Consider the following 21514-nt stretch of genomic DNA (forward strand, 5'->3'; position numbering starts at 1 on the left):
GTGTTCCTGTGGCATGCTGCGATCATGGATCGCCTCTCGATCGACGGCTCGTGGGTGGTTACACCACGCGTGCATGCCGATCCCCGTGGCAGCTTCTTCGAGGCCTTTCGGGCGGCCGAGCTGCCGCACCCGCTGGGCGTGGCCCAGGTCAACTGCTCCATCTCCCGCGCGGGGGTGATCCGCGGCGTGCATTTCGCCGATGTCCCGCCCGGTCAGGCGAAATACGTGATGTGCGTCTCCGGCAGCGTCATGGACGTCGTCGTGGACCTCCGGGTGGGCTCGCCCACCTTCGGCCGCTGGGAGGCGGTGACCCTGGACGACGAGACGCGCAGGGCCGTGCTCATCGCCGAGGGCCTCGGGCACGCGTTCATGGCGCTGAGCGAGCAGGCCACGGTTGTGTACCTCTGCTCGCAGCCGTACAACCCAGGGGGCGAGCACGGGGTTCACCCGTTCGACCCGGCCATCGGGATCGGCTGGCCGTCCGGCCTGGAGCCCGTCGTGTCGGACAAAGACGCCAAGGCCCCGCCCCTGGAAGAGGCGCTCGCGGCCGGGCTGCTGCCGGACTACCAACGGTGCGTGGAGTTCTACGCCACGTTGCAGTGAGGGCTCCTTGCCGGGACAGGCCACGTCGTCCACTGCGGTCCAGGCGGCACAGTTGATCGCCTGCTCCGGTAACCTCGTCATCCATCCCCCTGGGAGTCCATGACATATCGGTCCCAGCTCCAGAAATGTGACATCACGGGAGAACCAGCTCGGTGAGCGTCGCGCGGTGGTCCGTCCGGGGCAGCCGCAGGGTCTGGAAGCTCCGGATCGCGATCCGGCGGTCGGCCAGCACATGGTCGATCGCCACCTTCGGGAACAGCCGCGGCTGCTCGTGATAGGGCCAGGTCATGGACAATCCCTTTCCGGTGACGTCAGCGGCGTCCCGGTAGCCGGTGGCGATCAGGTCACGCAGCACCACATGGTCGAGAGTGGAGTTGAAATCTCCGGCCAGCACCCGCAGGCGCCCTCCAGCGGGTGGTAGTGCCCGGATGCTCGGCGCCCAGCACGCCGTACGCCAGCCCTCGGAGGGCGCGCACGCGTGGACCGCGACGAGCTCCACCTCCTGCCTGCCCGGCAGCATGACAACGGCGGGAAGGTGGCGCGGACTGTCCTCGAAGACGGGGGCCGCGATCGGGGTGTCCGCCGGCCGCAGCGGGTGGCGCGAGTAGATCGCCGCGCCCTCGGAATGCGTCCCCGGTAGGACGATCTTGTACGGCAGCAGTCTTCCCAGCCCGAGCCTTTCCACCCGTTCCCTCATCAGGTTGGTGAACTCCAGCAGGTGCAGCACGTCCGGCCGATCGCGCTCGACCGCGTCGACCAGGACGGGCGGCAGCACGGAGGAGTGCAGCAGATTGACGGCCATCATCCGCAGCACGGGACCTTCGGCGGGCGGGTTGCTCTCCGGTACCACACGCGGCAGGACGGTCACTGCGAAGGCGCCGGTCACGATGACCGCGGCGACCAGCAGCGGCCCGGCACGCAGGAAGACCGCGAAACCCAACGGCACCAGCGAGAGGGCGGCCGCATACGGAGTGAACGACACCAGCTGGGACCAGAAGAACTTCGGCTCCCACCCGCACAGGCGCAGGCTCGCCCACCCGGCCAGGCCTGTCACCATGACCCACAACACCGAGTCTCCTAAACGACGCTGCACTGGCGGCCACGCATCAGCACCGGCCAGGCCGCCTGCAACGCCTGGTACCAGTGCCGGATCGGCTCCCTCCGGGTGTGCGCGAGCACACTGTTGGCCGGGCGCCTGGCCGGCCGCGGAAAGGACGCGGAGGTCACGGGGCGCACCCGCGTGGAATCGAGGCCCAGCAGGGTGAAGATCTCCTTGGCCAGCCCACACCAGCTCGTCTCGCCGGCGCTGGTGCCGTGATAGACGTCCGGCGGCAGGTCGGACTGCGCCAGCCGCACCAGGTAGTCGGCCAGGTCTGCCGTCCAGGTCGGCTGGCCGCGCTGGTCGTCGACCACCTCGACGGTCTCGCGCTCGGCGGCCAGCCTGATCATGGTCGTCACGAAGTTCCGTCCCGCGGAACCGTAGAGCCAGGCGGTGCGCACCACGTAATGGCCGTGCTCCAGCGCCGCCAGCTCCCCTGCGAGCTTGGTCCTGCCGTACGCGTTCACCGGCGCGGTCGGCGCATCCTCCCGGTACGGCAGTCGGGCGGTCCCGTCGAAGACGTAATCGGTGGACACGTGCAGGAGCCGCGCCCCGGTCCGCGAGCAGGTCTCGGCCAGCCAGCCCACCGCGTGCCCGTTGATCGCCAGCGCCTCGTCCTCGTGCGTCTCCGCGTCGTCGACCGCCGTCCAGCCGGCACAGTTGATCACCACTCTGGGCCGGTAGGCGGACACGAAGTCGCGTACCGCGCGCTTGTCGGTCAGGTCGAGCTCCGACCGGCCGAGCGCGAGCACCGGCTCCCCGGTCAGCGCCGCCCGGTCGAGGACGTCGGCGGCCAGCATGCCTCCGCCGCCCGTGATGAGCCATCTCATAACGCCTCCCGGCGCGACCGGCCGGTCATGCGGCCCACCAGTCACGGTGCTCGGCATACCAGCGGACCGTGTCCTTCAGCCCCTTCTCGAACGAGATCTCGGGACGGTAGCCGAGCGCCCGGAGCTTGGAGTCGTCCAGCGAGTACCTGCGGTCGTGGCCCTTGCGGTCCTCGACGTACTCGACCGCGTCCCAGTCCCTGCCGCAGGCTTCGAGCAGCCGGTCGGTCAGCTCCTTGTTGGTCAGCTCGGCCGTGCCCGCGATGTTGTAGACCTCGCCTGGCTCGCCCTTCTCGGCGACCAGCCGGATGCCGGCGCAGTGGTCCTCGGCGTGGATCCAGTCGCGGATGTTGCCGCCGTCGCCGTACAGGGGGATCTTCCGGCCGCGCAGCAAGTTCGTGACGAACAGCGGGATGACCTTCTCCGGGTATTGTCTCGGACCGTAGTTGTTGCCGCACCTGGTGATCGAGACGTTCAGGCCATGGGTGATCGCATAGGCGCGGGCGATCAGGTCGCCACCGGCCTTCGACGCCGCGTACGGCGAGCGCGGCCGCAGCGGCGCGGCCTCGTCCCAGGAGCCGACGTCGATCGAGCCGTACACCTCGTCGGTCGACACCTGGACCACCTTCGGGACCTCCGCCTCCAGGCACGCCTGCAGCAGCGTCTGGGTGCCGAGCACGTTCGTGCGCATGAACTCGGCGGCGCCCTCGATCGACCGGTCGACGTGCGACTCGGCCGCGAAGTTCACCACCAGGTCGTGGCCGGGCACGACCCGGCCGAGCAGCTCGGCGTCGCAGATGTCCCCATGCACGAACTCATGCCGCACCCCTTCGAGGTTGGCTCGGTTGCCGGCATAAGTCAGCTTGTCCAGCACTGTGACGTACATGTCGTGCAAATTGCGGACGAAGTGGGAGCCGATGAAGCCCGCACCGCCCGTTACAAGAACGCGTGTCATGAACTGATCTGCACCTTGCTGTGATCGCCCAACACGAGACGATGGGCTTTGGGCGTGTTGGGCGCCGGGGTGACCTCGACGTCGTGGCCGATCAGCGACGACTCGATGCGACCGACCCCGGCGATGGAAGCTCTGGGTAACACGATCGAGTACTCGATCTCGCTGCCGGTGACGGCGCAGTCGGCACCGATGGAGGTGAAGGGGCCGACGTAGCTGTCCCGGATCCGCGCGCCCTTGCCGATGATCACCGGGCCGACGATCCTGGACCGCTCGACCACGGCCCCCTTCTCGACGACCACCCGGCCCACCAGCTCGCTGACCTCGTCCACGCGTCCCCGTACCCTGGGCTCGACCGACTCCAGGACCAGGCGGTTGACCTCCAGCATGTCGGTGACGTTGCCGGTGTCCTTCCAGTAGCCGGAGATCACCGATGACTCGACGTGCAACCCCGCCTCGATCAGCCACTGGATCGCGTCGGTGATCTCCAGCTCGCCCCGCCATGACGGCTTCAGCTCCGCCACCGCCGTGTGGATGGCGGAGCTGAACAGGTAGACGCCGACCAGCGCCAGATCGCTCTTCGGTTGCGCGGGCTTCTCCTCCAGGCCGACCACCCGTCCCTTGGCGTCGAGCTCGGCCACCCCGAACTGGCGCGGGTCGCCGACCCTGGTGAGCATGATCTGGGCTGCGGGCCGCTCGCGGGCGAACCTGTCCACCAGGCCGTTGATCCCGCCCACGATGAAGTTGTCGCCCAGGTACATGACGAAGTCCTCGTCACCGAGGAACTCGCGGGCGATCAGCACGCCGTGCGCCAGCCCGAGCGGCGCCTCCTGCCGCAGGTAGGTGACCTGCAGTCCGAACGCCGAGCCGTCTCCCACGGCCGCCTCGATCTCCGGCTGCGTGTCGCCGACCACCAGGCCGAGCTCCTTGATCCCCGCCGCCGCGATGGACTCCAGGCCGTAGAACAGGACCGGCTTGTTCGCGACCGGGACCAGTTGCTTGGCCGAAGTGTGCGTGATGGGTCGGAGCCGGGTGCCCGATCCCCCGGCGAGCACGAGTGCTTTCACCGCTAGTAAGCCCCTTCTCCACGGGTGACGACAGACCAGGTCTTCCAGAGGATCTGCAGGTCGAGGATGAGCGACCAGTTCTCCACGTACCGCAGGTCGAGGCGTACGGACTCCTCCCAGGACAGGTCGGAGCGGCCGCTGACCTGCCAGAGCCCCGTCATCCCCGGCTTGACCACCAGGCGGCGGCGGACGTCGGCGGCGTACCTGCCCGCCTCCTCCGGCAGCGGCGGCCGCGGCCCGACCAGGGACATCTCGCCACGGAGCACATTGAGCAGCTGAGGCAGCTCGTCAAGCGAGTATTTCCGCAGGAAAACGCCTACCTTCGTGATTCTTGGATCGTTCCTAATCTTGAAGAGCACCCCGTCGAATTCGTTCGCGTCCAGGAGTGCGTACTTGAGCTGCTCAGCGTCAGCCACCATCGTACGGAACTTCACGACACGGAACTCTCTGCCACCTTTGCCGACCCGGGTCTGATAGAACAGCGCGGGCCCCCGGCTGGTGAGGCGGATCACCAGTGCGATGGCCAGCAGCGGCAGCGCCAGCAGCAGCAGTGCGGCCACGGCGCTCAGGCGGTCGAACACCGTCTTCACGACCTGCCGGGTGCCGTCGAGGTCGGGATGCTCCACGTGCAGGAGCGGCATCCCTGCGACAGGCCTGATGCTGATGCGCGGCCCGGCCACGTCCATGAGCGCCGGAGCCACGAAGAGATCGGTACGCGCGGTCTCCAGGCTCCAGGCCAGCCGGCGCAGCGCGGCCCCGTCCAGCTCCGGACAGGCCAGCACGGCCACGGCGTCGGCTTGCTCGCGCTCGACCACTGCGGCCACGTCTCCGAAGGAGCCGAGCACGGGAATACCGTCCAGGTCCACGTCCATCGCATGCTCGGGAAGGCAGGCTCCCACCACCTGCATTCCGTGATAGGGCTGGCGCCTGAACTGCACCACCAGGTCGAGAATCGACTCCCGGTGCCCGACCGCGATCACCTGGCGCAGATAGTCCCCGACCGCTCTCTTTCGGTGAAGACGTTTACGCATTCGGTAGCGGAAGTAGAGCGTGGCGAGCAGTGCCAGCGGCAACATCGCCATCACAAAACTCCGCGCGATCACGGTTTGCGTGGCATAGGCCATGATGGCGACGGTGGCCATCAGGCCGACGCCGCCGTTGAACACCGCCTTGAACTCTTCCGTTCCCTCGCCGTTGGCGCGCTGCCGGTACGCGCCGCCCATCATGAGTGCGATGGGCCAGGCGACGACCAGGCCGAATCCCAGCAGGTATTCGACCCAGGGAATGTAGACACCGGCGATCAGGCGCACGCCCAGCACACACACGCATGCGAGCAGCGCGCACATCGAGTCCCCACCTAACAGGAGCCGTAGGTACGCCCTCGTCCAGATGCTGGACGGACGGCGCGGCACGGCCTTGAGGAGCACAACAGCGGACTCCCCAGTCCCCACCCTCATAGCACCACCCTGTGACAACTTCATGCACCGCGATAACTTGACGTTCCTCGAACCACATGGGTTGACAAGTCCCACGTACTTAAAGGGCGGCGGCCCCCACTAAAGAGTAAAGATCGATTCCAGTGGGGGGAATAACGTAGAACGTCCACAATCGGACGCCTGATCGGCAGACTCAGGGCTTGACGGAACGGTCCATTTGATGCAGCGTCTCGCAGAGGGGAATATGAGATTTACGGCGGCATTTCAGCAGGTTGCCGCTCTATGAACCGTTTAGTCGTACTCCAGGTCGGGCAGCGCAGAGGGCGGATCCGGGCTACGCCAGACCACCACCACCCCGTCGTGCGCCGAGTCGGCCGCCAGGGCCAGCCGGTCCAGGTCGAAGTCCGGCAGATAGCGCAGGCGGGCGAGGAAGGTGGCGTCCGTGGCCGAGCGCGGCACGACGCAGCCCTCGCCGTCGCGGTCGAGCAGGATGAACAGGACGTCTTCCCCGGATGCGGTGACGACACGGACCTCCACCACGTCCTCCCACGCAAGGGCCTCGACGCTCCCGTCCGCGTAGTGACGGGTGACGCCCTCTTCCGTGACATATACGTAGGAGTCCGGCATCGGATTGCCGTGCATGGCCGCGATTCTTGCGAGTTCCGGGCCTGTCCCGCAAGGGTTCGCACTCAATGGTGCGCGTGGATGGGGTCCTCGGCGCCCCACGAGTGGCCGAGATGCGCCGCCACCGCCGCCCTGGCCGCGTCCTCCGGCCCATCCGCGATCGCGTCCAGCAGCTCGCGATGCTCACGCACCAGCACGTCCCGGTCCTGGTAGACCTCGCGCAGCCGCACCAGGCCCAGCCGGGTCTCGGCCGCGAGCACGCCGTAGAGCCGCTCGAGCCGCGGGCTGCCGACCGCCTCGATCAACGCCTCGTGCAGCGCCATGTGCTCGGCCACGGTCTCCGACCACGGCGCGCCGGCGGGCAGCGCCGCCATCCGGTGCAGCGCGGCCTCCGCCCGTGGGGCCCGCTGGCCGGCCATCGCCTGCGCCATGAGGTCCTCGAGGGGCCGGCGTACGTACATGAGATCGTTGAGGTCCGCGATCGTCACGTCGGGGACATAGGCGCTGCGATTGCGCTCGCGCCTGAGCAGTCCCTCGTGGACCAGGATCGCCAGCGCCTCCCGCACGGTCGGCCTGGCCACCCGATAGGACGCGGCGATCTCCTGCTCGGGCAGCGGGGTGCCGGGCTCGATCTCGCCGGACAGCACCCTGCTCCGCAGGGCGTCGGCCAGCGCCCCAACGGTGGAAACGGGTCTGAGGGGCAACGTCACGCCTGCGACTCTAACGCTCTTTCCCTTCGGGTACGGCCACGGCGACCAGGCTGAGTGCGAGCAGCACGAGGCCCGCCACCGAGACCGGGGCCAGCCGCTCGCCGAGCACCACCAGGCCGAGCAGCGCGGCGACGGCCGGCTCGGCCAGCGCCAGCGTGGCGGCCGTGGCCACGGGGGTGGTGCGCAGGCCACGCCCGTACAGGAAGTAGGACAGGGCTGTGGTCGCGAGCCCGAGGTAGAGCACGGCGACCAGCCCGCGCGGCTCCGCCAGCCACTCCACACCGCCGAGGAGGAGGACCGGCAGCATGATCACCGCTGCCCCGCCGAACATCAGCCCCATGACCGCGTTGGACTGTCCCCCGTCCTCGATCGCCCGGGCCGCCGTGACGGCGTAGAAGGCGTAGAGCAACCCTCCGAGCAACGCGAGCAGGACACCCGACACGACCTGACCGCCTGCCTGCGCCCCACCCCCGACGATCAGCGCCGCGCATCCGCAGACGGCGGCCGTGGTCGCCACCGTCCACCGACCGCTCGGCCGCCGCCCGTGCAGGACCCACGACAACATCCCGGTGAAAACCGGCCCGCTGCCGATGGCCACCACGGTTCCGATCGCGACGCCGGTGCGGCCGACGGCGGCGAAGAAACACAGCTGGTAGGCGGCCACCGCTGCGGCGCCGAGCAGCAGACCGGGCCTGGCCACCCGCCTGAGGCCCGCCCCAGCGAGCGTCGCGAGCACCGCGCCCCCGATGACCAGCCGGGCGGCGGCCAGCGCCACGGAGTCGGCGGAGACGAGCAGGCCCGCCGTGCCGGCCGTGCCCCAGAGCACGGACGCGCCGACGACAGACAAGGGTCCCTTCTTCATGAGAGGCATTGTCTGACAATTAGACAATTTCGTCCAGTAGCTGCTCGATCAGCCGAGTCGCCGGGGCCGCCACCTCCCCCACGTAGTCGTCGAACGCGGCCAGGCCGTCGCTGATATTGGGCAGGCTCTTGCGGGGGAGTTCGAGCAACGGGTCGTTCTCCGCGGTGATCGACCCCTCGACCTGGAAGGCGGCGGCGGAGACGGCGATGGAGACCTCGAAACGCACCTCGCGCCCGTCGGGCAGCGTGAACGTGGTGCCGATGCGGGCGCCGGCGTCCGGGAAGAAATAGGAGAAGCCCTCGCTTCTGACGAGCGGATGACTCAACTCCGCGAGAATCCCCGACGCCCGGCTCAGGGCCGCCAGCAGCCCGGCTGCGGCCAGACTCTCGCTGTCCACCCATGAAAGGGTAGATCAGCGGTCAGTCGGTTGCCAGGCGCGCGTGCCGTTCTACGTCGTAACGCACGCCGTTATATGTAAGTTTGCCCCGTTCGATGCCCTCAGGCCGGAATCCGGCCTTGGTGGCGACCCGGCACGAGGCCTGATTGTTCGTGCGATGCCCCAGCTCGAGCCGGTAGAGCCCGAGCTCGTCGAACGCCCACCTGGCCAGCTTTTCCGCGGCGACCGCCGCGATCCCCCGTCCCCTGGCCTCCGGCACGACCCAGTAGGACACCCATCCGTTGTCGTGCGCGTCGATCCCGGCCACCGCCACATTGCCGACCACCCGCTCGCCGACGGTCACGGCGAAGGCGTGCCCGACCCCCTCCCAGGAGGTGATCCACCCCTGGGCGTCCTTGAGCGTGACGATCGGAAAGGCGGTTTGCCTGCGCAGGTCGGCGGCCTGGAACGCCTGGAGGACCGCGGGCGCGTCGCTGTCGCGCCATTCCCGCAGCCGTATATCCATAGAGAGCACGCTGCCCGAGATTACCCGGGATGCACCTGCTGTCCGATCTCGTGGGCGGCCTCGAAGTCGGCCACCATCTGCTTGGGCGCCGTCAGGCACCACGCCTCCGCCACGAGCTCGAACAGCTCATCGGCGTCGATCTTGTCGAGGTGGACCACCACCCACCCGAACCGTCCAGCCGTGAACTGCACCTCGAACACCTCGGGCCGCTCGGCCACGAGCGCGATCTGCTCCTCGATCGTGGCCTTGAGGCCGACGGTCTCGGTCGCCTCCCACAAGTAGCCGAACCCCTTGTCCCGCACCTTGAGGCCGATCCACTCGCCGCCGTGGCTCATCTTGACCTCGGGCAGCTCGTCCAGCATCTCCAGGAACTCTTCGACGCTCACACCCATGCCGCCCTGTGTACCAGACTCGACCGACGTTTCCGAATGGTGGAGCACTACGACCGGCCATCGCCGTCACTCGTAGTAGCGGACTTCCAGCACGTTGCCGTCCGGATCCGGAAAATAAATGGTCTCAGGGGCGATGCCCTGGGCGCCGAAGGAGTTGGTCCCGGAGCCCGTGACCTCCACGTCGTGCTGCTTCAGCCGGACCTGGAGCGCGTCGAAATCCTCCCTGCTCACGGCCAGGCAGAAATGATTGATCGGGTGCCCGGCGCTGCCCGTCACACCGGTGCCCTCGTCCACGCCGTTGGCGCTTTCGTACGCCATCAGATCGAGAATGGTCCCGGAGGAGACCCGCACGCTCGGAAACGCCGCCTTCCCCTCGCGAAACTCCTCGGCCCGCACTCCGGGCAGTCCTACCACCTGCTCGTAGAAGCGCAGCGAGACGAGCTGGTCGGCGACCCAGCAGACGATATGGTCGAGGCGTGCGTCCATGGAGAACCTCCTCTCCCTCTAATATCTGCCGCACAAATGCACCTGTCCACCAGTGATTTCATCCGCCCGCCAATGGCCGCTTCCCCGAAAGAGCCGGTTAACGCGAAGTTCGCGGCAATTCCCGCTCGTCGCGCTCGCCGCCACGTTCGACGTCTGGGTGCTCCTGCTTCTGGCCTACGGCGCCGCGGTCACGGCCCTGACCGGCTGGGTGCCGGCTCGCTGGCCGACCCGCCGGAGACGGCTCGTCTGGACGGCCGTCGCCCTTCGCGCTGCTCCTGCCCGCGAGCAGACGCTGGTTCAACCGTTGACCCGAGAAGAAACCTTTAGGCTGGGTGCGTTTTGCCGAGGGGAGCATGATGAGCGCAGCCACCTACGTCGAGCCCGACGAGTCCGAACCCGAAGTCCCGTTGCTGGGCGGTGATGTCACCGAAGGCGTGGTCCGGAGAGGCAGCACGGTCCGCCGCCCAGTCGGCCACAACGCTCCACTGGTGCATGCCTTGCTCCGCCATCTGGAGGAGGCCGGGTTCGCCGGCGCTCCGCGGCTTCTCGGCATCGACGCATCCGGACGTGAGGTGCTGACGTACGTCAGGGGCGAGGTCGCCGGACGCCCGCGGCCCGCCTGGCTGGCCGACGAGGCGCGACTGATCTCGGTCGGCCGCCTCGTCCGCGCCTACGATGACGCCGCCGCGGGCTTCGTCCTCCCTGAAGGCATCCAGCCCGACTTCGGCGTGTCCGAACCGCCGGACATGCCGCCCGCACCGGCCTACCCTGCCGAACTCGTCGGGCACATGGACCTCACGCCCGACAACATCGCGTTCCGGGACGGTGAGGCCGCCGCGCTCATCGACTTCGACATGGCCAGACCGGCTTCCAGGGTGGACGAGATCCATAACGCGATGCTCTACTGGGCGCCGCTGGGCGATCCCATGGACGCCGACCCACCGCTGCACGACGTCGACGTCCCCCGCCGATGCCGGATCCTCGCCGACGCGTACGGCATGTCGGATCTGGACAGGTCCCGTCTCGTCGAGGTGGCCGTCCTGCGAGCGCGGCGTGCGTGGTTCTCGATGAAGCACATCGCCGAGGAGCAGGGTGGCGGCTGGGCGCGGATGTGGCAGGAGGGCGTCGGCGACAGGATCAAACGGCGGGAGGCATGGCTGGAGCGCCACGGCGCAGAGCTGGAAGCTGCGCTGACCGCCCCATAGAGAAGCCCATCAGGGAAACCAGTCGGCGGAAATCAGGGTCGGCTGGGCGCCTTGCGCCGGAGCGACGGGGACGAGGAGCGGCGACTCGGCCGGCGCGCGGAGGCGAAGCTCGATGCCGTCGCCTGTCTTCGAGCGCGCCACGGGCACTTCATCCCCGTCGTGCATGCTCAAGACCTGCCCCACGTTCGGAGCCCCTGACGTGCGACGCCCCCACCAGCTTGCCCGATGCCACGCCATCCGGCGCAGCCACGCTCTCGGCTCGCGGCACGAGGGGTCTGGTTTCTGCCCCAGCCGGATCGCGAGGTCGCCGCCGGCTCCGAAGACGCCCCACGGCACGGGGTTGACGACGAACATGCCGGTGCTCAGGGAATGGCTGCCGCGGCCCTTGAGGTTGATCAGGCCGCCGGAGCTGATCAGGGAGGCGCGCTCGCAGCGTGACGCGTCCAAGGTCACGACAGCGGTGTCGGAGACGCCGTCGTCCGGGATCTCCTGGAGCCTGACGCGGTCGATGCGCAGCCCGGCCACGCCGTCGTCCATGACCGATCCCGCCACGGCCTCCCGGAGTGTCTCCGGGACGTCGCTGCCTTCCGTGACGTCCAGCACCTCGATGCAGAGCAGGCCATCGGCCGGCATCTCGTCGGGCATCAGGTCGAAGACGACGGTGCCGCGCTTCATGGCGCCATCGCTCTCGAGAAGCAGGCACTGGCGCAACCGCCCCTGGGCGCGGACCTGGATGAGCCGCGGCAGCGCCTGGTCATCCACGCCCGTCTGTTGATTGAGATGCCAGTCCTGCACCGAGAGCCGGTCCACCGACAGGGAGACGCTGACGCGCAGGGCGTGGCCGGACTCCGCCACCTTGATCCCGACCAGCCCCGAGCGCTCGAACCGGCCCACGATCTGCACTCCACGATGGAAGTGGTCCGCCGCCTGCAGCTCTGCCGCCTGGCCGCTGGAGATCTCCATGGGCACCTGGGCGGGCGGGACGGCCGGGTCGAAGCCGGTGGCGGTCAGCATTGCCGGTGGAGCGTCGGTCACGGCGCGTACGGGAGTGCCGAGGGCGCGGTCGATTCCGGTGGTATGTCGGAAGTCCAGCCGGGTGAGAAGCGGCTCACGCCGTTCCCACATGCGGCGTACCGAGCAGGGGAAGGGATCGCCATCGCGTTCCACGTGCTGCATGGCGACGGTGAGCACCTGAGCATAGGTGTCCCCCTCGCCCATTTCCCAGTGCGGCAGCAACGGCGACGGCACGTCGGCCCCGCTGCGGTAGAGCCACAACCAGAGACGGGCCCGCTCCCGCTGCTCCTCCGTCAGCATGGTCTCGCCTTTGACATGCCGGGTGATGGCCTCGCCGAGCAACCGCCAGTAGTCGTCCCGGTTCTCGGCGACGTACGACAGCCCGCATCCGCTCCATTCCGACCAGCCGGCCTGGATGACCGGGATACCGAAGGCGGGAAGCTCGTTCGAGACGCTCCCCCGCACGGTCACGCCCAAGTCCGTCATGCTCCACAACATGTTCTTCGACAGCGCGAGGCTGGGCATGAAGACCATGTGCCGGCGCCCGGCATGGCGTGCCGTCACCGCAGCGAAATGCCCGGTCGTGTCATAGAGCGACTGGCTGGGATGGTCCAGGAAAAGCCAGTTCACCGCATCCTGCCGGGCGGCGAAGTCCGCAGTCTGCTCGAACCACTGGGCCAGATCGTCGAACACCTCTCTGTTGGTGCCCAGAGCGTCGGAAATGGCGTGGTTGAAGACCGCGAACACCGGACGATCCGGATCCAGCCCGAAACGGTGACACCCCAGCAAGCGCAGCTGCCGCCGCTCAGCTTCCGACTGCAGCTCGAACTGGCTGGTGCGGCCGGCCCGCCACCAACTGGGCCGGCCGAGATTGCCCTTCGCCCGGCAGGCCACCAATTCGGCGTTCGCCTTGATGGCATTCCTGTGCGGCCATACGTGGTCGTGGAAATGGCCGGCGATCAGTCCGGTGAGCTCCTCCCTGAAGGTGCTCAGTCCCTTGCGCCGCTCAGGAAAGAGTGCATATGCCTTCATGCACCCGGTGCTCTGAACATGGACGACCGGTATCTCCCGGCGCATGGCCGCCTCGACCGCCAATCCCCACTGGTCGTAGTCGACGTGACTGGTGACGAGGGCGGCAGCGGGCAGGTCGGCGAACAATCGCGCGTAGACGGCGGAGAAGGCCCTGATGCGGTCGCGGCGCGCCCGGTACCACTCGTCCTCGCTCTCCGGCAGCCGCGGCACCCGAGCCAACCGGACGAGCGTGGCCCTCTCTATGGCGTCGAGGCCCTCCGGAGCCGTGCTTTCGCCCTGACCTGCCAGGTGACGGTCCACGAGGTCGTGCACGTTGACGACCTCGGCTGCCCCGAACGCCTCGGCCAGCCGCCGGACCCGCTCGATGTCGTACTGCTCCCAGAGCGCCTCGCTCCACTCCCGATCCGTGCCCGTGAGCACCACCAGCCGGGCCGAGAGCAGGTCGCACAGCGCATTCGCCATCAGCAGGTTGCGTATCACGACCCGGATGTCCTGATGCAGCGCCTCGGTGACGACACATTGATCGCCGCCCGCCCGAGAGGATCGACTTCCCTCCCAGTAGGCGCCCGCCGCGTCGAGCAGGCGATCGAATGTCTGGTCGTCTCCGACAAGGCGCATGAGCCCTCCGCCCGGTTTCGTCTCTGAAAGACCGCTTCAAGCCTGCCAAGCCCGGGATGCGAACCGACTGCGCTGACACTTTCCTTGGTGACGACTTCACCGCGCCTTTACCCTGCGGAGTCCGCCGCCCTCATGCACCCCGACGATTCGCCCGAAGACCGCGCAGTCCGTCATATGGCGGGAGCTAGTATCGTCCGTTTGCACGCTGTATCCCCAAGAATGCAGCTCGTTGTCGGCACAACAGTCGGAGGCAGGCTGGGTGGCGCGATCACGCTCCGATTTTCGCGGATGGTCCTGGTGGGCACTCGTCGCCGCAAGCGTTCTCGTACCGTCCTGCGGCGTCGCGCTGGCCGTGTTCTTCGTCATCGAAGGCCGGGAAAGCGCCGACCAATGGGCCAGCATTCTCAGCTTCTTCGTCACCGTCCTGGTCGCCGCCACAGCCTTGATCGGCTGGTTACGGCAACGGGCCGAGACCGCGGGTGATCTCGGCACTCTGGATGTGGCCGAGCCGGAGGCGGACGTCGTGGCGGCGCGCGTTGAGCGCTTGGCCGCCAAGGTCGAGCAGGTATGGAAGGCGGAGGAATTACGGCAGCGCCTGCTCGACCCGGAGCCGCTCCCGGTCTCTTGGCGTACCGTGGGTCCGCCGATCAGCGACCATTGGCGGGTCATCGGCGGCAACAACACACCCATCGACCTCGATGGCAACCTCGACGATCTCTACCTGACCGTGCGCACCAAGCTTCCCAAAGCGCGCCTGGTCGCGCTCGGAGAGCCCGGTGCCGGCAAGACCTCTCTGGTGATGCGGTTCGTGCTCGCCTGCCTGGCCGCCCGCGAGCAGACGGACGCTCCGGCCGGGCCCGTGCCCGTAATGCTGAAACTGTCGACGTGGACGCCATCGGTACAGACGCTCAGGGCCTGGATCTACGCGCGGCTGCGCGAAGACTACGACTTCGACGAACCTTTGCCGCTGGATCACCTTCTGCTCGTCCTGGACGGCCTCGACGAGATGGCCGAGCCGGACCGCGAAACGGCTCTCACCGCAATCAACGCGGCGTTCAGCGCTGATTTCCCGCTCATCCTGACCAGCCGTACCAGCGAATATCTGGCCACCATCGACTCCAGGCGAGCAGATGTCCTCACCGCGGCGGCGGCGATAGAGATAAAGCCTCTCGATGCCGCCGCCGTCCGCGACTACCTGACCATCACGACGAAGCCGTCACGACTCCCCGAATGGGCGAGCGTCTTCGCGGAGCTCACCGCAGATCCTGACGGGGAGCTCGCCGGCGGGCTGTCCACTCCCCTGGCCATTTCTTTGGCCCGCGTCGCCTACGCGGAACGAGCGGCGAACCCGGATCACTTGCTCACATTCACGAACAGGCGGGACCTGGAAGCCCATCTGCTCGCTGAACTCGTCCCTTCGCTGTATTCCGACGTGTCCGAGCATGCGCGCGCAAGCTGGCGCGCAGACGACGTCCGCCCCTGGTTCTCTTTCCTCGCCCGGCACTTCCGAGCGCGAGGCATCTCCTGGCCGGATCTGAGCGACGTGGTTCCCCCTCTGGTCTACGGCCTGATCATCGGCCTCCTGGCCGGACTGTTCACGGGAACGGCGTTCAGCCTGGCGGCAGGTCCCTCCACCGGCGTGATGGTGGGAGCAACCATGATCGTGGCCATCTGGACATACACCGTCGTCATAGACCCTGAGCTCTCTTCCCTGGAGCAAATAGGCCGGCGCCCGCTGACCATTTGGGCCGCGACGTCAGGCCTTTTCTCCGTTATCCTCTGGTACCTCACCGCACAAGGCGACCTGGCACCCGACCACGCTGTGGGCATTACGCTGGTGGCCTCGCTCTGGTTTCTCGTGATGCTCTGCCGGAGCTTGATCGCCCTTCAGATCGCGATACTCGACTTCGGCATCGTGATCGCACTCACTGGCTCTCCGGCTGCTTCGCCTCAAGCGCTCGCCGTGACAGCGCTCATCGCGATCATCGTCGCGTCGATCCTTGCCGCTGCCCTGCCGCACTTCTTCATCGCCCACGTCCTGCTCTTCGCGATGGGCCGGGTGCCGTGGCGGGTGGGGGCGTTCTTGGAGGACGGATACAGGCGCGGTGTGTTGCGGAAGGTAGGTGGGCTGTACTATTTCCGTCACGATCTTCTGAGAGAACAACTAGCCGAAAGGCCCACGGCCTAGCCTGGCGAGCTCCTGATCGGTGAGTGTCAGACCGATCGCGGCGGCGGAGTCCCGAATGGAGGCCGGGCGGCTGGCGCCGGGAATCGGGATGACGTGCGGGCCGGCCGCGAGCAGCCAGGCGAGGCACACCTGCTGCGGGCTGACGTTCCGTTCACTGGCGATCGCGTGGAACGCGGTGTGCCCCGCCGGCCCTGCCTCTTCTGCTTCGAGCGCGCTCCGCGAGATTCCGCCGAGCGGGCTCCACGGCAGGAAGGCGATCCCGAGTTCGGCGCAGAGCCGCAGCTCGGGGCCACTGTCGCGGACCGCGGGAGAATACCGGTTCTGCACGGAGACAAGCCGTCCGCCGAGTTCCCGATGGGCCTGCCGAATCTGCGGCACGTCCACGTTGGAGATCCCGACCATCCGGACCTTGCCTTCGTCGTACAGCTCGCGGAGCGCGCCCAGCGACTCCGCGAACGGCACCGCCGGATCGGGCTTGTGCAGCTGGTACAGCCCGATGGCGACCACCCCCAGCCGCTTGAGCGAGCCCTCGCACGCACGCCTGAGGTGCCGTGGATCACCGTTCACCGTCCAGGAGCCGTCGCCCGGACGGCCCCGGCCGCCCTTGGTCGCCACGAGGACGTCGCCGGTGTCACCGCCGTAGCTCGCCAGCGCGCGGGCGATGAGCAGCTCGTTGTGCCCGACCTCGCCGGAGCTCCAGTGGTACGAATCCGCTGTGTCGATCAGCGTGACACCCGCGTCCAGCGCCGCGTGGACCGTGGCCATCGCTCTGGCCTCGTCCGGCCTGCCCTCAATGGACAGCGGCATCGCGCCCAGCCCGATCGCGCCGACGGAAACGTCGCCGATCACACGCATGCCAGGGCCTCCGAGAGGACGTGCGGCAGCCAGTCCGCGGTGTGCGAGAACACGAAGCCGAGCCGTACGGCACGCCCGTTGTCCATGGCGTACGCACGGTCGAAGGAGAACGGTGAGGCGTCCGGGCCTGTCGTGTACGTCGCCGGCTCCGCTCCGGCCGCGGCGGAAAGCGCCTCGCACAGGGAGGTGACGTCGAACGGGCCGTGCGAACACGCGTTCACCGGCCCCGTGAAGCCGGACTCCGCAGTCCATACCAGGAAGTCGGCGATCTCCCTGTCATTGATGAACGACGACGGGCGCGGCTCCTGGTGTACGACGACGGGGAGACCGTCGCGGATCCGCGTCGTGTAGTGGTCGAGCCTTCCGGTGAAGTCCGCACCGCCCAGTACGTGTCCCGTACGGACACTCACGAAGTCGAACACCGGCTCACGGGCGAAGACCGCCTCCGCCTGAGCCTTGCCCACCCCGTAGTGCTCGTCGACGAAGGCCGGTTCGTGCCACGGCAGATCCATTCGTACCGGAACGTTCGCGAGATCGATCGCGTCCTCGGTGACCGGCACAGTGGTGTCCAGCGCGGAATACACCTCGATCGTGGAGGTCATCACGTACCGTCGCGTGCGCTCCGCGAAGACCCTCCGCGCTGAGGCGGCCTGCCGCGGCGTGTAGCAGACCTGGTCGATCACCACGTCGAAGACGTGATCCCCGAGGGCGGCACGCAGCCCGTCCTCGTCGTCGCGGTCGGCGATGAGCTGCCTCACCCCTTCCGGCGCCGGTGAGGAGCCACGATTGACCACGGTGACGGCCGTTCCCGCATCGCGCAGCCGCTCGATCACCCGTCTTCCGAAGTACCGGTTGCCGCCGATCACACACACGCTGTCCATGGCCACAGCCTGGCGGATCTATAGTTTTAAGCGGTAGTGGTGATCTGCTTATCCAGTCGACAGGAAAACTAATGATCGACGTCCAGCGCCTGCGTGTGCTGCGCGAGGTGGCCAGGCACGGCAGCTTCAACCGGGCCGCCGCCGAGCTGCGCTTCACCCCTTCGGCCGTGTCGCAGCAGATCGCCGCGCTGGAGCGCGGCCTCGGCGTGGCCGTCGTCGAGCGCAGCACTCGAGGCGTGACGCTCACCCAAGCGGGCCTCCTCCTGGTGGAGACGGCGGAGGCCATCGCCGCGGAGCTGACCGACGCCCAGGAACGGATCGACCGGCTCACCTGTGAGCGCACCCGATTCACGGTTGCGACGTTCGCCAGCGGAGGCCGGCAGCTGCTGCCGTCCGCGCTCGCGCGGTTCGCCGCCACCCACCCCGAGGTGGAGCTGACCATCCTGGAGCGGGAGCCGGAGGACAGCATCCCGCTCCTCAAGCAAGGACGGGCCGACCTGGCCCTGGCCTACCATTTCGACGGACCCCCGCCGGCCAGTCCAGGCGACCGGTCCGGTCTCGTCTGGACTCCGCTCAGACCCGACCCGCTCCGGGTCGTCCTGCCCCGCACTCATCCTCACGCCGGCCGGGAAAGCGTTCATCTCGCCGAGCTGGCCGGAGAGCGGTGGGTGCTCGGGTGCCTGAAGACGGTCGACCTGCTGCGGCGCTACGCCGCTCTGGCCGGATTCGAGCTGCACATCTCCTGCAGCGCGACCGACTACATGTTCGCCCAGTCCCTCGTCTCGGCGGGAATAGGCGTCGCCCTCATCCCGGAGATCGCCCTCATGGAAGCGCCCGACCTGGTCGCCGTCTCCCTCCAGCCGCCCAGCCCGTCCCGCCATATCGGCATCGCCACCACCCGCCGCCACCGAGGCCCCGCACAGCCGTACATGGAATCCCTCCTGGAGCTCCTGTCCGCCGGCCCATGACCCACGCCCGCCGCAGGGCGACGCTCAACGTGCGCCGGACAGTCCTGAACCCAGGCCGGCGTCGCGGGCTCGGGCCACCGCCGCGGCGCGGTCGGTGACGCCGAGCTTGCCGTACACGGTGCTGACGTAATTGCGGACCGTCTTGTCGGAGACGTAGAGCCGGGAGGCGATGGCGGCGTTGGACAGCCCGCGCGCCATCAGGTCGAGGATCTCCACCTCTCGCTCGGTCAGCTCGGGCAGCACCGGGTTCGCGACGGTACGCCGGGACTCCGCCCCGACGAGCCCGGCGAGTGCCCGGGCGGCGTTCGGGCCGAAGTACGCGCCGCCGTCCCGGCAGACCTCCAGCGCCCGCACGATCTCGGCCCGGCCCGCCCCCTTGAGGAGGTAGCCGCGGGCGCCCGCCCGTACGGCCGCGGCCAGCGAGTCGTCGGACTCCAGCATCGTCAGGACCACGATGGCGACGCCCGGCAGCTCGGCCAGCAAGCGCCCGGTCGCCTCGACGCCGTTCATGACCGGCATGTGCAGGTCCATCAGGACGATGTCGGGAGCGAGCCGGACGGCCAGCTCGACGGCTTCCGCCCCGTCACCCGCCTCGCCCACGACCGTGACGCCGGGCTGGCGGGAAAGCGTCGCGACCAGCCCCTCCCGATACATGGGATGGTCGTCCACGATCAGCACACGCATGTCACACCTCGACTCTCGGCAACCGCACGCGGACCTCGGTGCCGCCGCCGGCTGCAGCAAGAATCTCGCATTTCCCATCAAGCTGGGCGGCGGCCTCGGCCATCGACTCCAGGCCCACGCCAACGCGCCACCCGGCGCCGGTGCCTGTTATGCCCACGCCGTCATCTCGTACCGAGAAGTGCAAGGCGTCCGGCGCCAGCTCCACCTCTACGTCGCAGCCGCTGGCACGCGCGTGCCGGGCGGTGTTGGCCAGCGCCTCACCGACGATGCGCAGGACCGCCGCCTCTGTGGCGGCCGGAAGCGGAGGCAGGCCCTCCTCGGGCAGGCGCAACCGGACCGCCAGCCCGGGCCGGCTGAAGCCCGCCGTCTGTGCGCGAAGAGCCTCCGCCAAGCCGAGATCGTCCAAGGCGGACGGGCCGAGACCGTCCACGATGCGGCGAACGTCGCCCACGGTACCGGCCAGCCACGTGGCGCACCGGTCGGCAAGGGCGCCGGCACCGGCAGGATCGGTCGCCACCATGTCGCGGAGGGTCTCCAGCTGCAGGTGTACGGCCGACAGGCTCGGCCCGAGATGGTCGTGCAGGTCCCGGCGCAGCCGGCGGCGCTCCTCGGCACGCGCGGTCACCAACGCCCGCCGCGACCGGTCCAGGTCCGCGGCGAGCCGGGCGGCGTGCGCGGCCGCACCCGCCTGCCGAGCCAGAACGTGCAACAGCCGCGCCTCGGCGGGACGGAACTCCCCGGCGCGCGGCCGGGTCAGCAGCAGCTCTCCCACCGCCTCCCCGGCATGCACCAAAGGCACCCGCACCGGGTCCGCGCCGAGCTCTTCTCCGTGGCGGGACTCCGGCCCGTCCAGCACCAGCACCCACACGGCCGGAACACGGAGGATCCTGGCCACATCGCCCGCCAGCCGTTCGAGCGCCTCCGCCGGGGCCGCAGCCGTCTCCAGGGTGGCCCCCAACCGCCCCAGCGCGTCGTACGGGTCCGCCGCGTCGCCGTACAACAACCGCCGTACCCCTCTCTGCAGGAGCCTGTGGACGGGAGCCACGCTGATGGCCACCACCGCCGCGGCGACGAGGGGAGCGCCCACACTACGCCCGAGGAGGTCTCCGAGCAGCGCGACGACCACCGCGTAGCAGAGCGCGATCTCCGCCGACATGAGCGCCCAGACCAGCCCGCGGCGCAGGACGGTCTCCATGTCCCACATCCGGTACCGCTGGATCGCCAGCACCACGGAGATCGGCAACGGCAGGGCCGAGGCCGCCAGCAGGACCCCCGCACCGCGGGCCTCGACCGTCTGGGCGGCGACCAGCAGGAGCACAGTGCCTGCCATGCCCGCGCCCACCCAGGCCAGCTGACCGCGTTCGTCGCTGTCGGCTCGGCGCAGGCGGACGCCCAGGGACGCGAGCCCGCCCAGCGCCGCGACGGCGACCATGACCAAGCAGACGGGCAGCAGCGCCTCCGCTCCCGCGACGCTCAAGGGGCTGACCAGCCCGCTGTCGGCCAGCGCCGGATCGTCGCTCTGCTGCCACGGCAGCAGAGCCCACGCGGCCGATCCGGCCACCACAGAGGCACACCCGAGGTACATCAGCGGGCGGAACACCCCCGTCGGCCGCTCACCCGAGGGGAGCCAGTAGGGGACGACGGCGGCCACGATCACGTAGGCGGGCAACCAGCTCCACACCGACAGCCAGAGCATGATCAGGTGGCCGGGCCAGCCCCGGCCGGCCGCGGCGGTGGCGTACTCGCCGGTGAAGGCGCTCGTGGCGGCACTCGCGCTCACTGCGACGAAGAGCCAGCCCAAAACCGTCCGGCCGCGCCGGATGAGGAACGCGCCGGGCGCGCCGTACACCATGGCCGTGATGGAGATCCACAACCAGTAGTCGTCGGCGAACCCCGCCGATGACTGCAGCCGCAGCACGAATCCGGCCAGCGTCGCCGCGGCGGCGGCACCCGCGACCGAATCCCCCATCATCACCAGACGCGAACGCATAGGGAGAATTGTCCGCTATGCGATGTCCCAACTACACGGGACATTTTGTCCTTGTTCGAAGGGGAGACTGCTGGCTCAGGCGGCCCGGGACAGGACTGCGCGATTGTTCGCGGCATGCG

Annotated in this window: 21 protein-coding genes; 4 read left to right on the top strand and 17 right to left on the bottom strand. The window is 68.7% G+C overall.

The window, feature by feature from the left end; translation table 11 throughout:
- Positions 1-24: 24 nt before the first annotated feature.
- Positions 25-603 carry a dTDP-4-dehydrorhamnose 3,5-epimerase family protein gene (locus tag ACTWQA_RS38285; protein WP_443163830.1) on the top strand — a complete coding sequence of 193 codons (579 nt, stop codon included), beginning with the start codon at positions 25-27 and terminating at the stop codon, positions 601-603.
- 133 nt (positions 604-736) lie between these two features.
- Here the strand turns inward: ACTWQA_RS38285 and ACTWQA_RS38290 are convergent, their stop codons facing one another.
- From ACTWQA_RS38290 to ACTWQA_RS38345, 12 genes are all read right to left on the bottom strand, one after another.
- A complete protein-coding gene (locus ACTWQA_RS38290; protein WP_443163831.1) occupies positions 737-1672 on the bottom strand; it encodes an endonuclease/exonuclease/phosphatase family protein in 936 nt (311 codons plus the stop codon).
- An 8-nt stretch (positions 1673-1680) separates the two neighbouring features.
- Positions 1681-2532: a dTDP-4-dehydrorhamnose reductase gene (gene rfbD, locus ACTWQA_RS38295; RefSeq protein WP_443163832.1), complete on the bottom strand. Its 852-nt coding sequence runs from the start codon at positions 2530-2532 to the stop codon at positions 1681-1683.
- Positions 2533-2557: 25 nt separating this feature from the next.
- Positions 2558-3484 carry a dTDP-glucose 4,6-dehydratase gene (gene rfbB, locus ACTWQA_RS38300; RefSeq protein ID WP_443163833.1) on the bottom strand — a complete coding sequence of 309 codons (927 nt, stop codon included), beginning with the start codon at positions 3482-3484 and terminating at the stop codon, positions 2558-2560.
- The gene (locus tag ACTWQA_RS38305; protein WP_327586256.1) at positions 3481-4548 is read right to left on the bottom strand and encodes a glucose-1-phosphate thymidylyltransferase; all 1068 of its coding nucleotides are present in this window, start codon (positions 4546-4548) and stop codon (positions 3481-3483) included. The genes rfbB and ACTWQA_RS38305 overlap by 4 nt, the downstream gene beginning before the upstream one ends.
- Before the next feature lie 2 nt (positions 4549-4550).
- On the bottom strand, positions 4551-6005 hold the full coding sequence (locus tag ACTWQA_RS38310) for a sugar transferase (RefSeq protein WP_443163834.1): 1455 nt from the start codon (positions 6003-6005) through the stop codon (positions 4551-4553).
- A gap of 270 nt (positions 6006-6275) precedes the next feature.
- A complete protein-coding gene (locus ACTWQA_RS38315; protein ID WP_138672784.1) occupies positions 6276-6626 on the bottom strand; it encodes a hypothetical protein in 351 nt (116 codons plus the stop codon).
- Positions 6627-6673: 47 nt separating this feature from the next.
- A complete protein-coding gene (locus ACTWQA_RS38320; protein ID WP_443163835.1) occupies positions 6674-7318 on the bottom strand; it encodes a GntR family transcriptional regulator in 645 nt (214 codons plus the stop codon).
- A 10-nt stretch (positions 7319-7328) separates the two neighbouring features.
- On the bottom strand, positions 7329-8180 hold the full coding sequence (locus ACTWQA_RS38325) for a DMT family transporter (RefSeq protein WP_443163836.1): 852 nt from the start codon (positions 8178-8180) through the stop codon (positions 7329-7331).
- Between the two features lie 19 nt (positions 8181-8199).
- Positions 8200-8577, bottom strand: coding sequence for a hypothetical protein (locus ACTWQA_RS38330; protein ID WP_443163837.1), 378 nt, complete (start codon positions 8575-8577; stop codon positions 8200-8202).
- 22 nt (positions 8578-8599) lie between these two features.
- On the bottom strand, positions 8600-9082 hold the full coding sequence (locus tag ACTWQA_RS38335; RefSeq protein ID WP_443163838.1) for a GNAT family N-acetyltransferase: 483 nt from the start codon (positions 9080-9082) through the stop codon (positions 8600-8602).
- A 20-nt stretch (positions 9083-9102) separates the two neighbouring features.
- Positions 9103-9474, bottom strand: a complete 372-nt coding sequence (locus ACTWQA_RS38340) for an MmcQ/YjbR family DNA-binding protein (RefSeq protein ID WP_305914479.1) — start codon at positions 9472-9474, stop codon at positions 9103-9105.
- 66 nt (positions 9475-9540) lie between these two features.
- Positions 9541-9960, bottom strand: a complete 420-nt coding sequence (locus tag ACTWQA_RS38345; RefSeq protein ID WP_305914478.1) for a VOC family protein — start codon at positions 9958-9960, stop codon at positions 9541-9543.
- 356 nt (positions 9961-10316) lie between these two features.
- On the opposite strand from ACTWQA_RS38345, the gene ACTWQA_RS38350 reads away from it, so the two are divergent.
- A complete protein-coding gene (locus ACTWQA_RS38350; protein WP_443163839.1) occupies positions 10317-11165 on the top strand; it encodes an aminoglycoside phosphotransferase family protein in 849 nt (282 codons plus the stop codon).
- A gap of 9 nt (positions 11166-11174) precedes the next feature.
- Here the strand turns inward: ACTWQA_RS38350 and ACTWQA_RS38355 are convergent, their stop codons facing one another.
- A complete protein-coding gene (locus ACTWQA_RS38355) occupies positions 11175-13829 on the bottom strand; it encodes a hypothetical protein (protein WP_443163840.1) in 2655 nt (884 codons plus the stop codon).
- Positions 13830-14088: 259 nt separating this feature from the next.
- Here ACTWQA_RS38355 and ACTWQA_RS38360 point away from each other — a divergent pair, with 259 nt between their 5' ends.
- Positions 14089-16017: an NACHT domain-containing protein gene (locus ACTWQA_RS38360; RefSeq protein ID WP_443163841.1), complete on the top strand. Its 1929-nt coding sequence runs from the start codon at positions 14089-14091 to the stop codon at positions 16015-16017.
- Here the strand turns inward: ACTWQA_RS38360 and ACTWQA_RS38365 are convergent.
- On the bottom strand, positions 15994-16872 hold the full coding sequence (locus tag ACTWQA_RS38365; RefSeq protein ID WP_443163842.1) for an aldo/keto reductase: 879 nt from the start codon (positions 16870-16872) through the stop codon (positions 15994-15996). The genes ACTWQA_RS38360 and ACTWQA_RS38365 overlap by 24 nt on opposite strands.
- On the bottom strand, positions 16863-17753 hold the full coding sequence (locus ACTWQA_RS38370) for an NAD-dependent epimerase/dehydratase family protein (RefSeq protein WP_443163843.1): 891 nt from the start codon (positions 17751-17753) through the stop codon (positions 16863-16865). The genes ACTWQA_RS38365 and ACTWQA_RS38370 overlap by 10 nt, the downstream gene beginning before the upstream one ends.
- Positions 17754-17824: 71 nt before the next feature.
- On the opposite strand from ACTWQA_RS38370, the gene ACTWQA_RS38375 reads away from it, so the two are divergent.
- Positions 17825-18721, top strand: coding sequence for a LysR family transcriptional regulator (locus ACTWQA_RS38375; RefSeq protein WP_443163844.1), 897 nt, complete (start codon positions 17825-17827; stop codon positions 18719-18721).
- A 24-nt stretch (positions 18722-18745) separates the two neighbouring features.
- Here the strand turns inward: ACTWQA_RS38375 and ACTWQA_RS38380 are convergent, their stop codons facing one another.
- Positions 18746-19405, bottom strand: a complete 660-nt coding sequence (locus tag ACTWQA_RS38380) for a response regulator transcription factor (RefSeq protein ID WP_443163845.1) — start codon at positions 19403-19405, stop codon at positions 18746-18748.
- Between the two features lies 1 nt (position 19406).
- The gene (locus ACTWQA_RS38385; protein WP_443163846.1) at positions 19407-21395 is read right to left on the bottom strand and encodes a sensor histidine kinase; all 1989 of its coding nucleotides are present in this window, start codon (positions 21393-21395) and stop codon (positions 19407-19409) included.
- Positions 21396-21514 lie beyond the last annotated feature (119 nt).

Source organism: Nonomuraea sp. 10N515B, assembly GCF_052245915.1.
Taxonomy (GTDB): Bacteria; Actinomycetota; Actinomycetes; order Streptosporangiales; family Streptosporangiaceae; genus Nonomuraea.

Bases quoted from the DNA above. Each gene is read 5' to 3' on its own strand.
- ACTWQA_RS38285 (WP_443163830.1), top strand. From the start codon at position 25: ATGGATCGCCTCTCGATCGACGGCTCGTGGGTGGTTACACCACGCGTG.
- rfbD (WP_443163832.1), bottom strand. From the start codon at position 2,532: ATGAGATGGCTCATCACGGGCGGCGGAGGCATGCTGGCCGCCGACGTC.
- rfbB (WP_443163833.1), bottom strand. From the start codon at position 3,484: ATGACACGCGTTCTTGTAACGGGCGGTGCGGGCTTCATCGGCTCCCAC.
- ACTWQA_RS38310 (WP_443163834.1), bottom strand. From the start codon at position 6,005: ATGAGGGTGGGGACTGGGGAGTCCGCTGTTGTGCTCCTCAAGGCCGTG.
- ACTWQA_RS38315 (WP_138672784.1), bottom strand. From the start codon at position 6,626: ATGCACGGCAATCCGATGCCGGACTCCTACGTATATGTCACGGAAGAG.
- ACTWQA_RS38325 (WP_443163836.1), bottom strand. From the start codon at position 8,180: ATGAAGAAGGGACCCTTGTCTGTCGTCGGCGCGTCCGTGCTCTGGGGC.
- ACTWQA_RS38335 (WP_443163838.1), bottom strand. From the start codon at position 9,082: ATGGATATACGGCTGCGGGAATGGCGCGACAGCGACGCGCCCGCGGTC.
- ACTWQA_RS38340 (WP_305914479.1), bottom strand. From the start codon at position 9,474: ATGGGTGTGAGCGTCGAAGAGTTCCTGGAGATGCTGGACGAGCTGCCC.
- ACTWQA_RS38345 (WP_305914478.1), bottom strand. From the start codon at position 9,960: ATGGACGCACGCCTCGACCATATCGTCTGCTGGGTCGCCGACCAGCTC.
- ACTWQA_RS38350 (WP_443163839.1), top strand. From the start codon at position 10,317: ATGAGCGCAGCCACCTACGTCGAGCCCGACGAGTCCGAACCCGAAGTC.
- ACTWQA_RS38355 (WP_443163840.1), bottom strand. From the start codon at position 13,829: ATGCGCCTTGTCGGAGACGACCAGACATTCGATCGCCTGCTCGACGCG.
- ACTWQA_RS38365 (WP_443163842.1), bottom strand. From the start codon at position 16,872: ATGCGTGTGATCGGCGACGTTTCCGTCGGCGCGATCGGGCTGGGCGCG.
- ACTWQA_RS38370 (WP_443163843.1), bottom strand. From the start codon at position 17,753: ATGGACAGCGTGTGTGTGATCGGCGGCAACCGGTACTTCGGAAGACGG.
- ACTWQA_RS38375 (WP_443163844.1), top strand. From the start codon at position 17,825: ATGATCGACGTCCAGCGCCTGCGTGTGCTGCGCGAGGTGGCCAGGCAC.
- ACTWQA_RS38380 (WP_443163845.1), bottom strand. From the start codon at position 19,405: ATGCGTGTGCTGATCGTGGACGACCATCCCATGTATCGGGAGGGGCTG.
- ACTWQA_RS38385 (WP_443163846.1), bottom strand. From the start codon at position 21,395: ATGCGTTCGCGTCTGGTGATGATGGGGGATTCGGTCGCGGGTGCCGCC.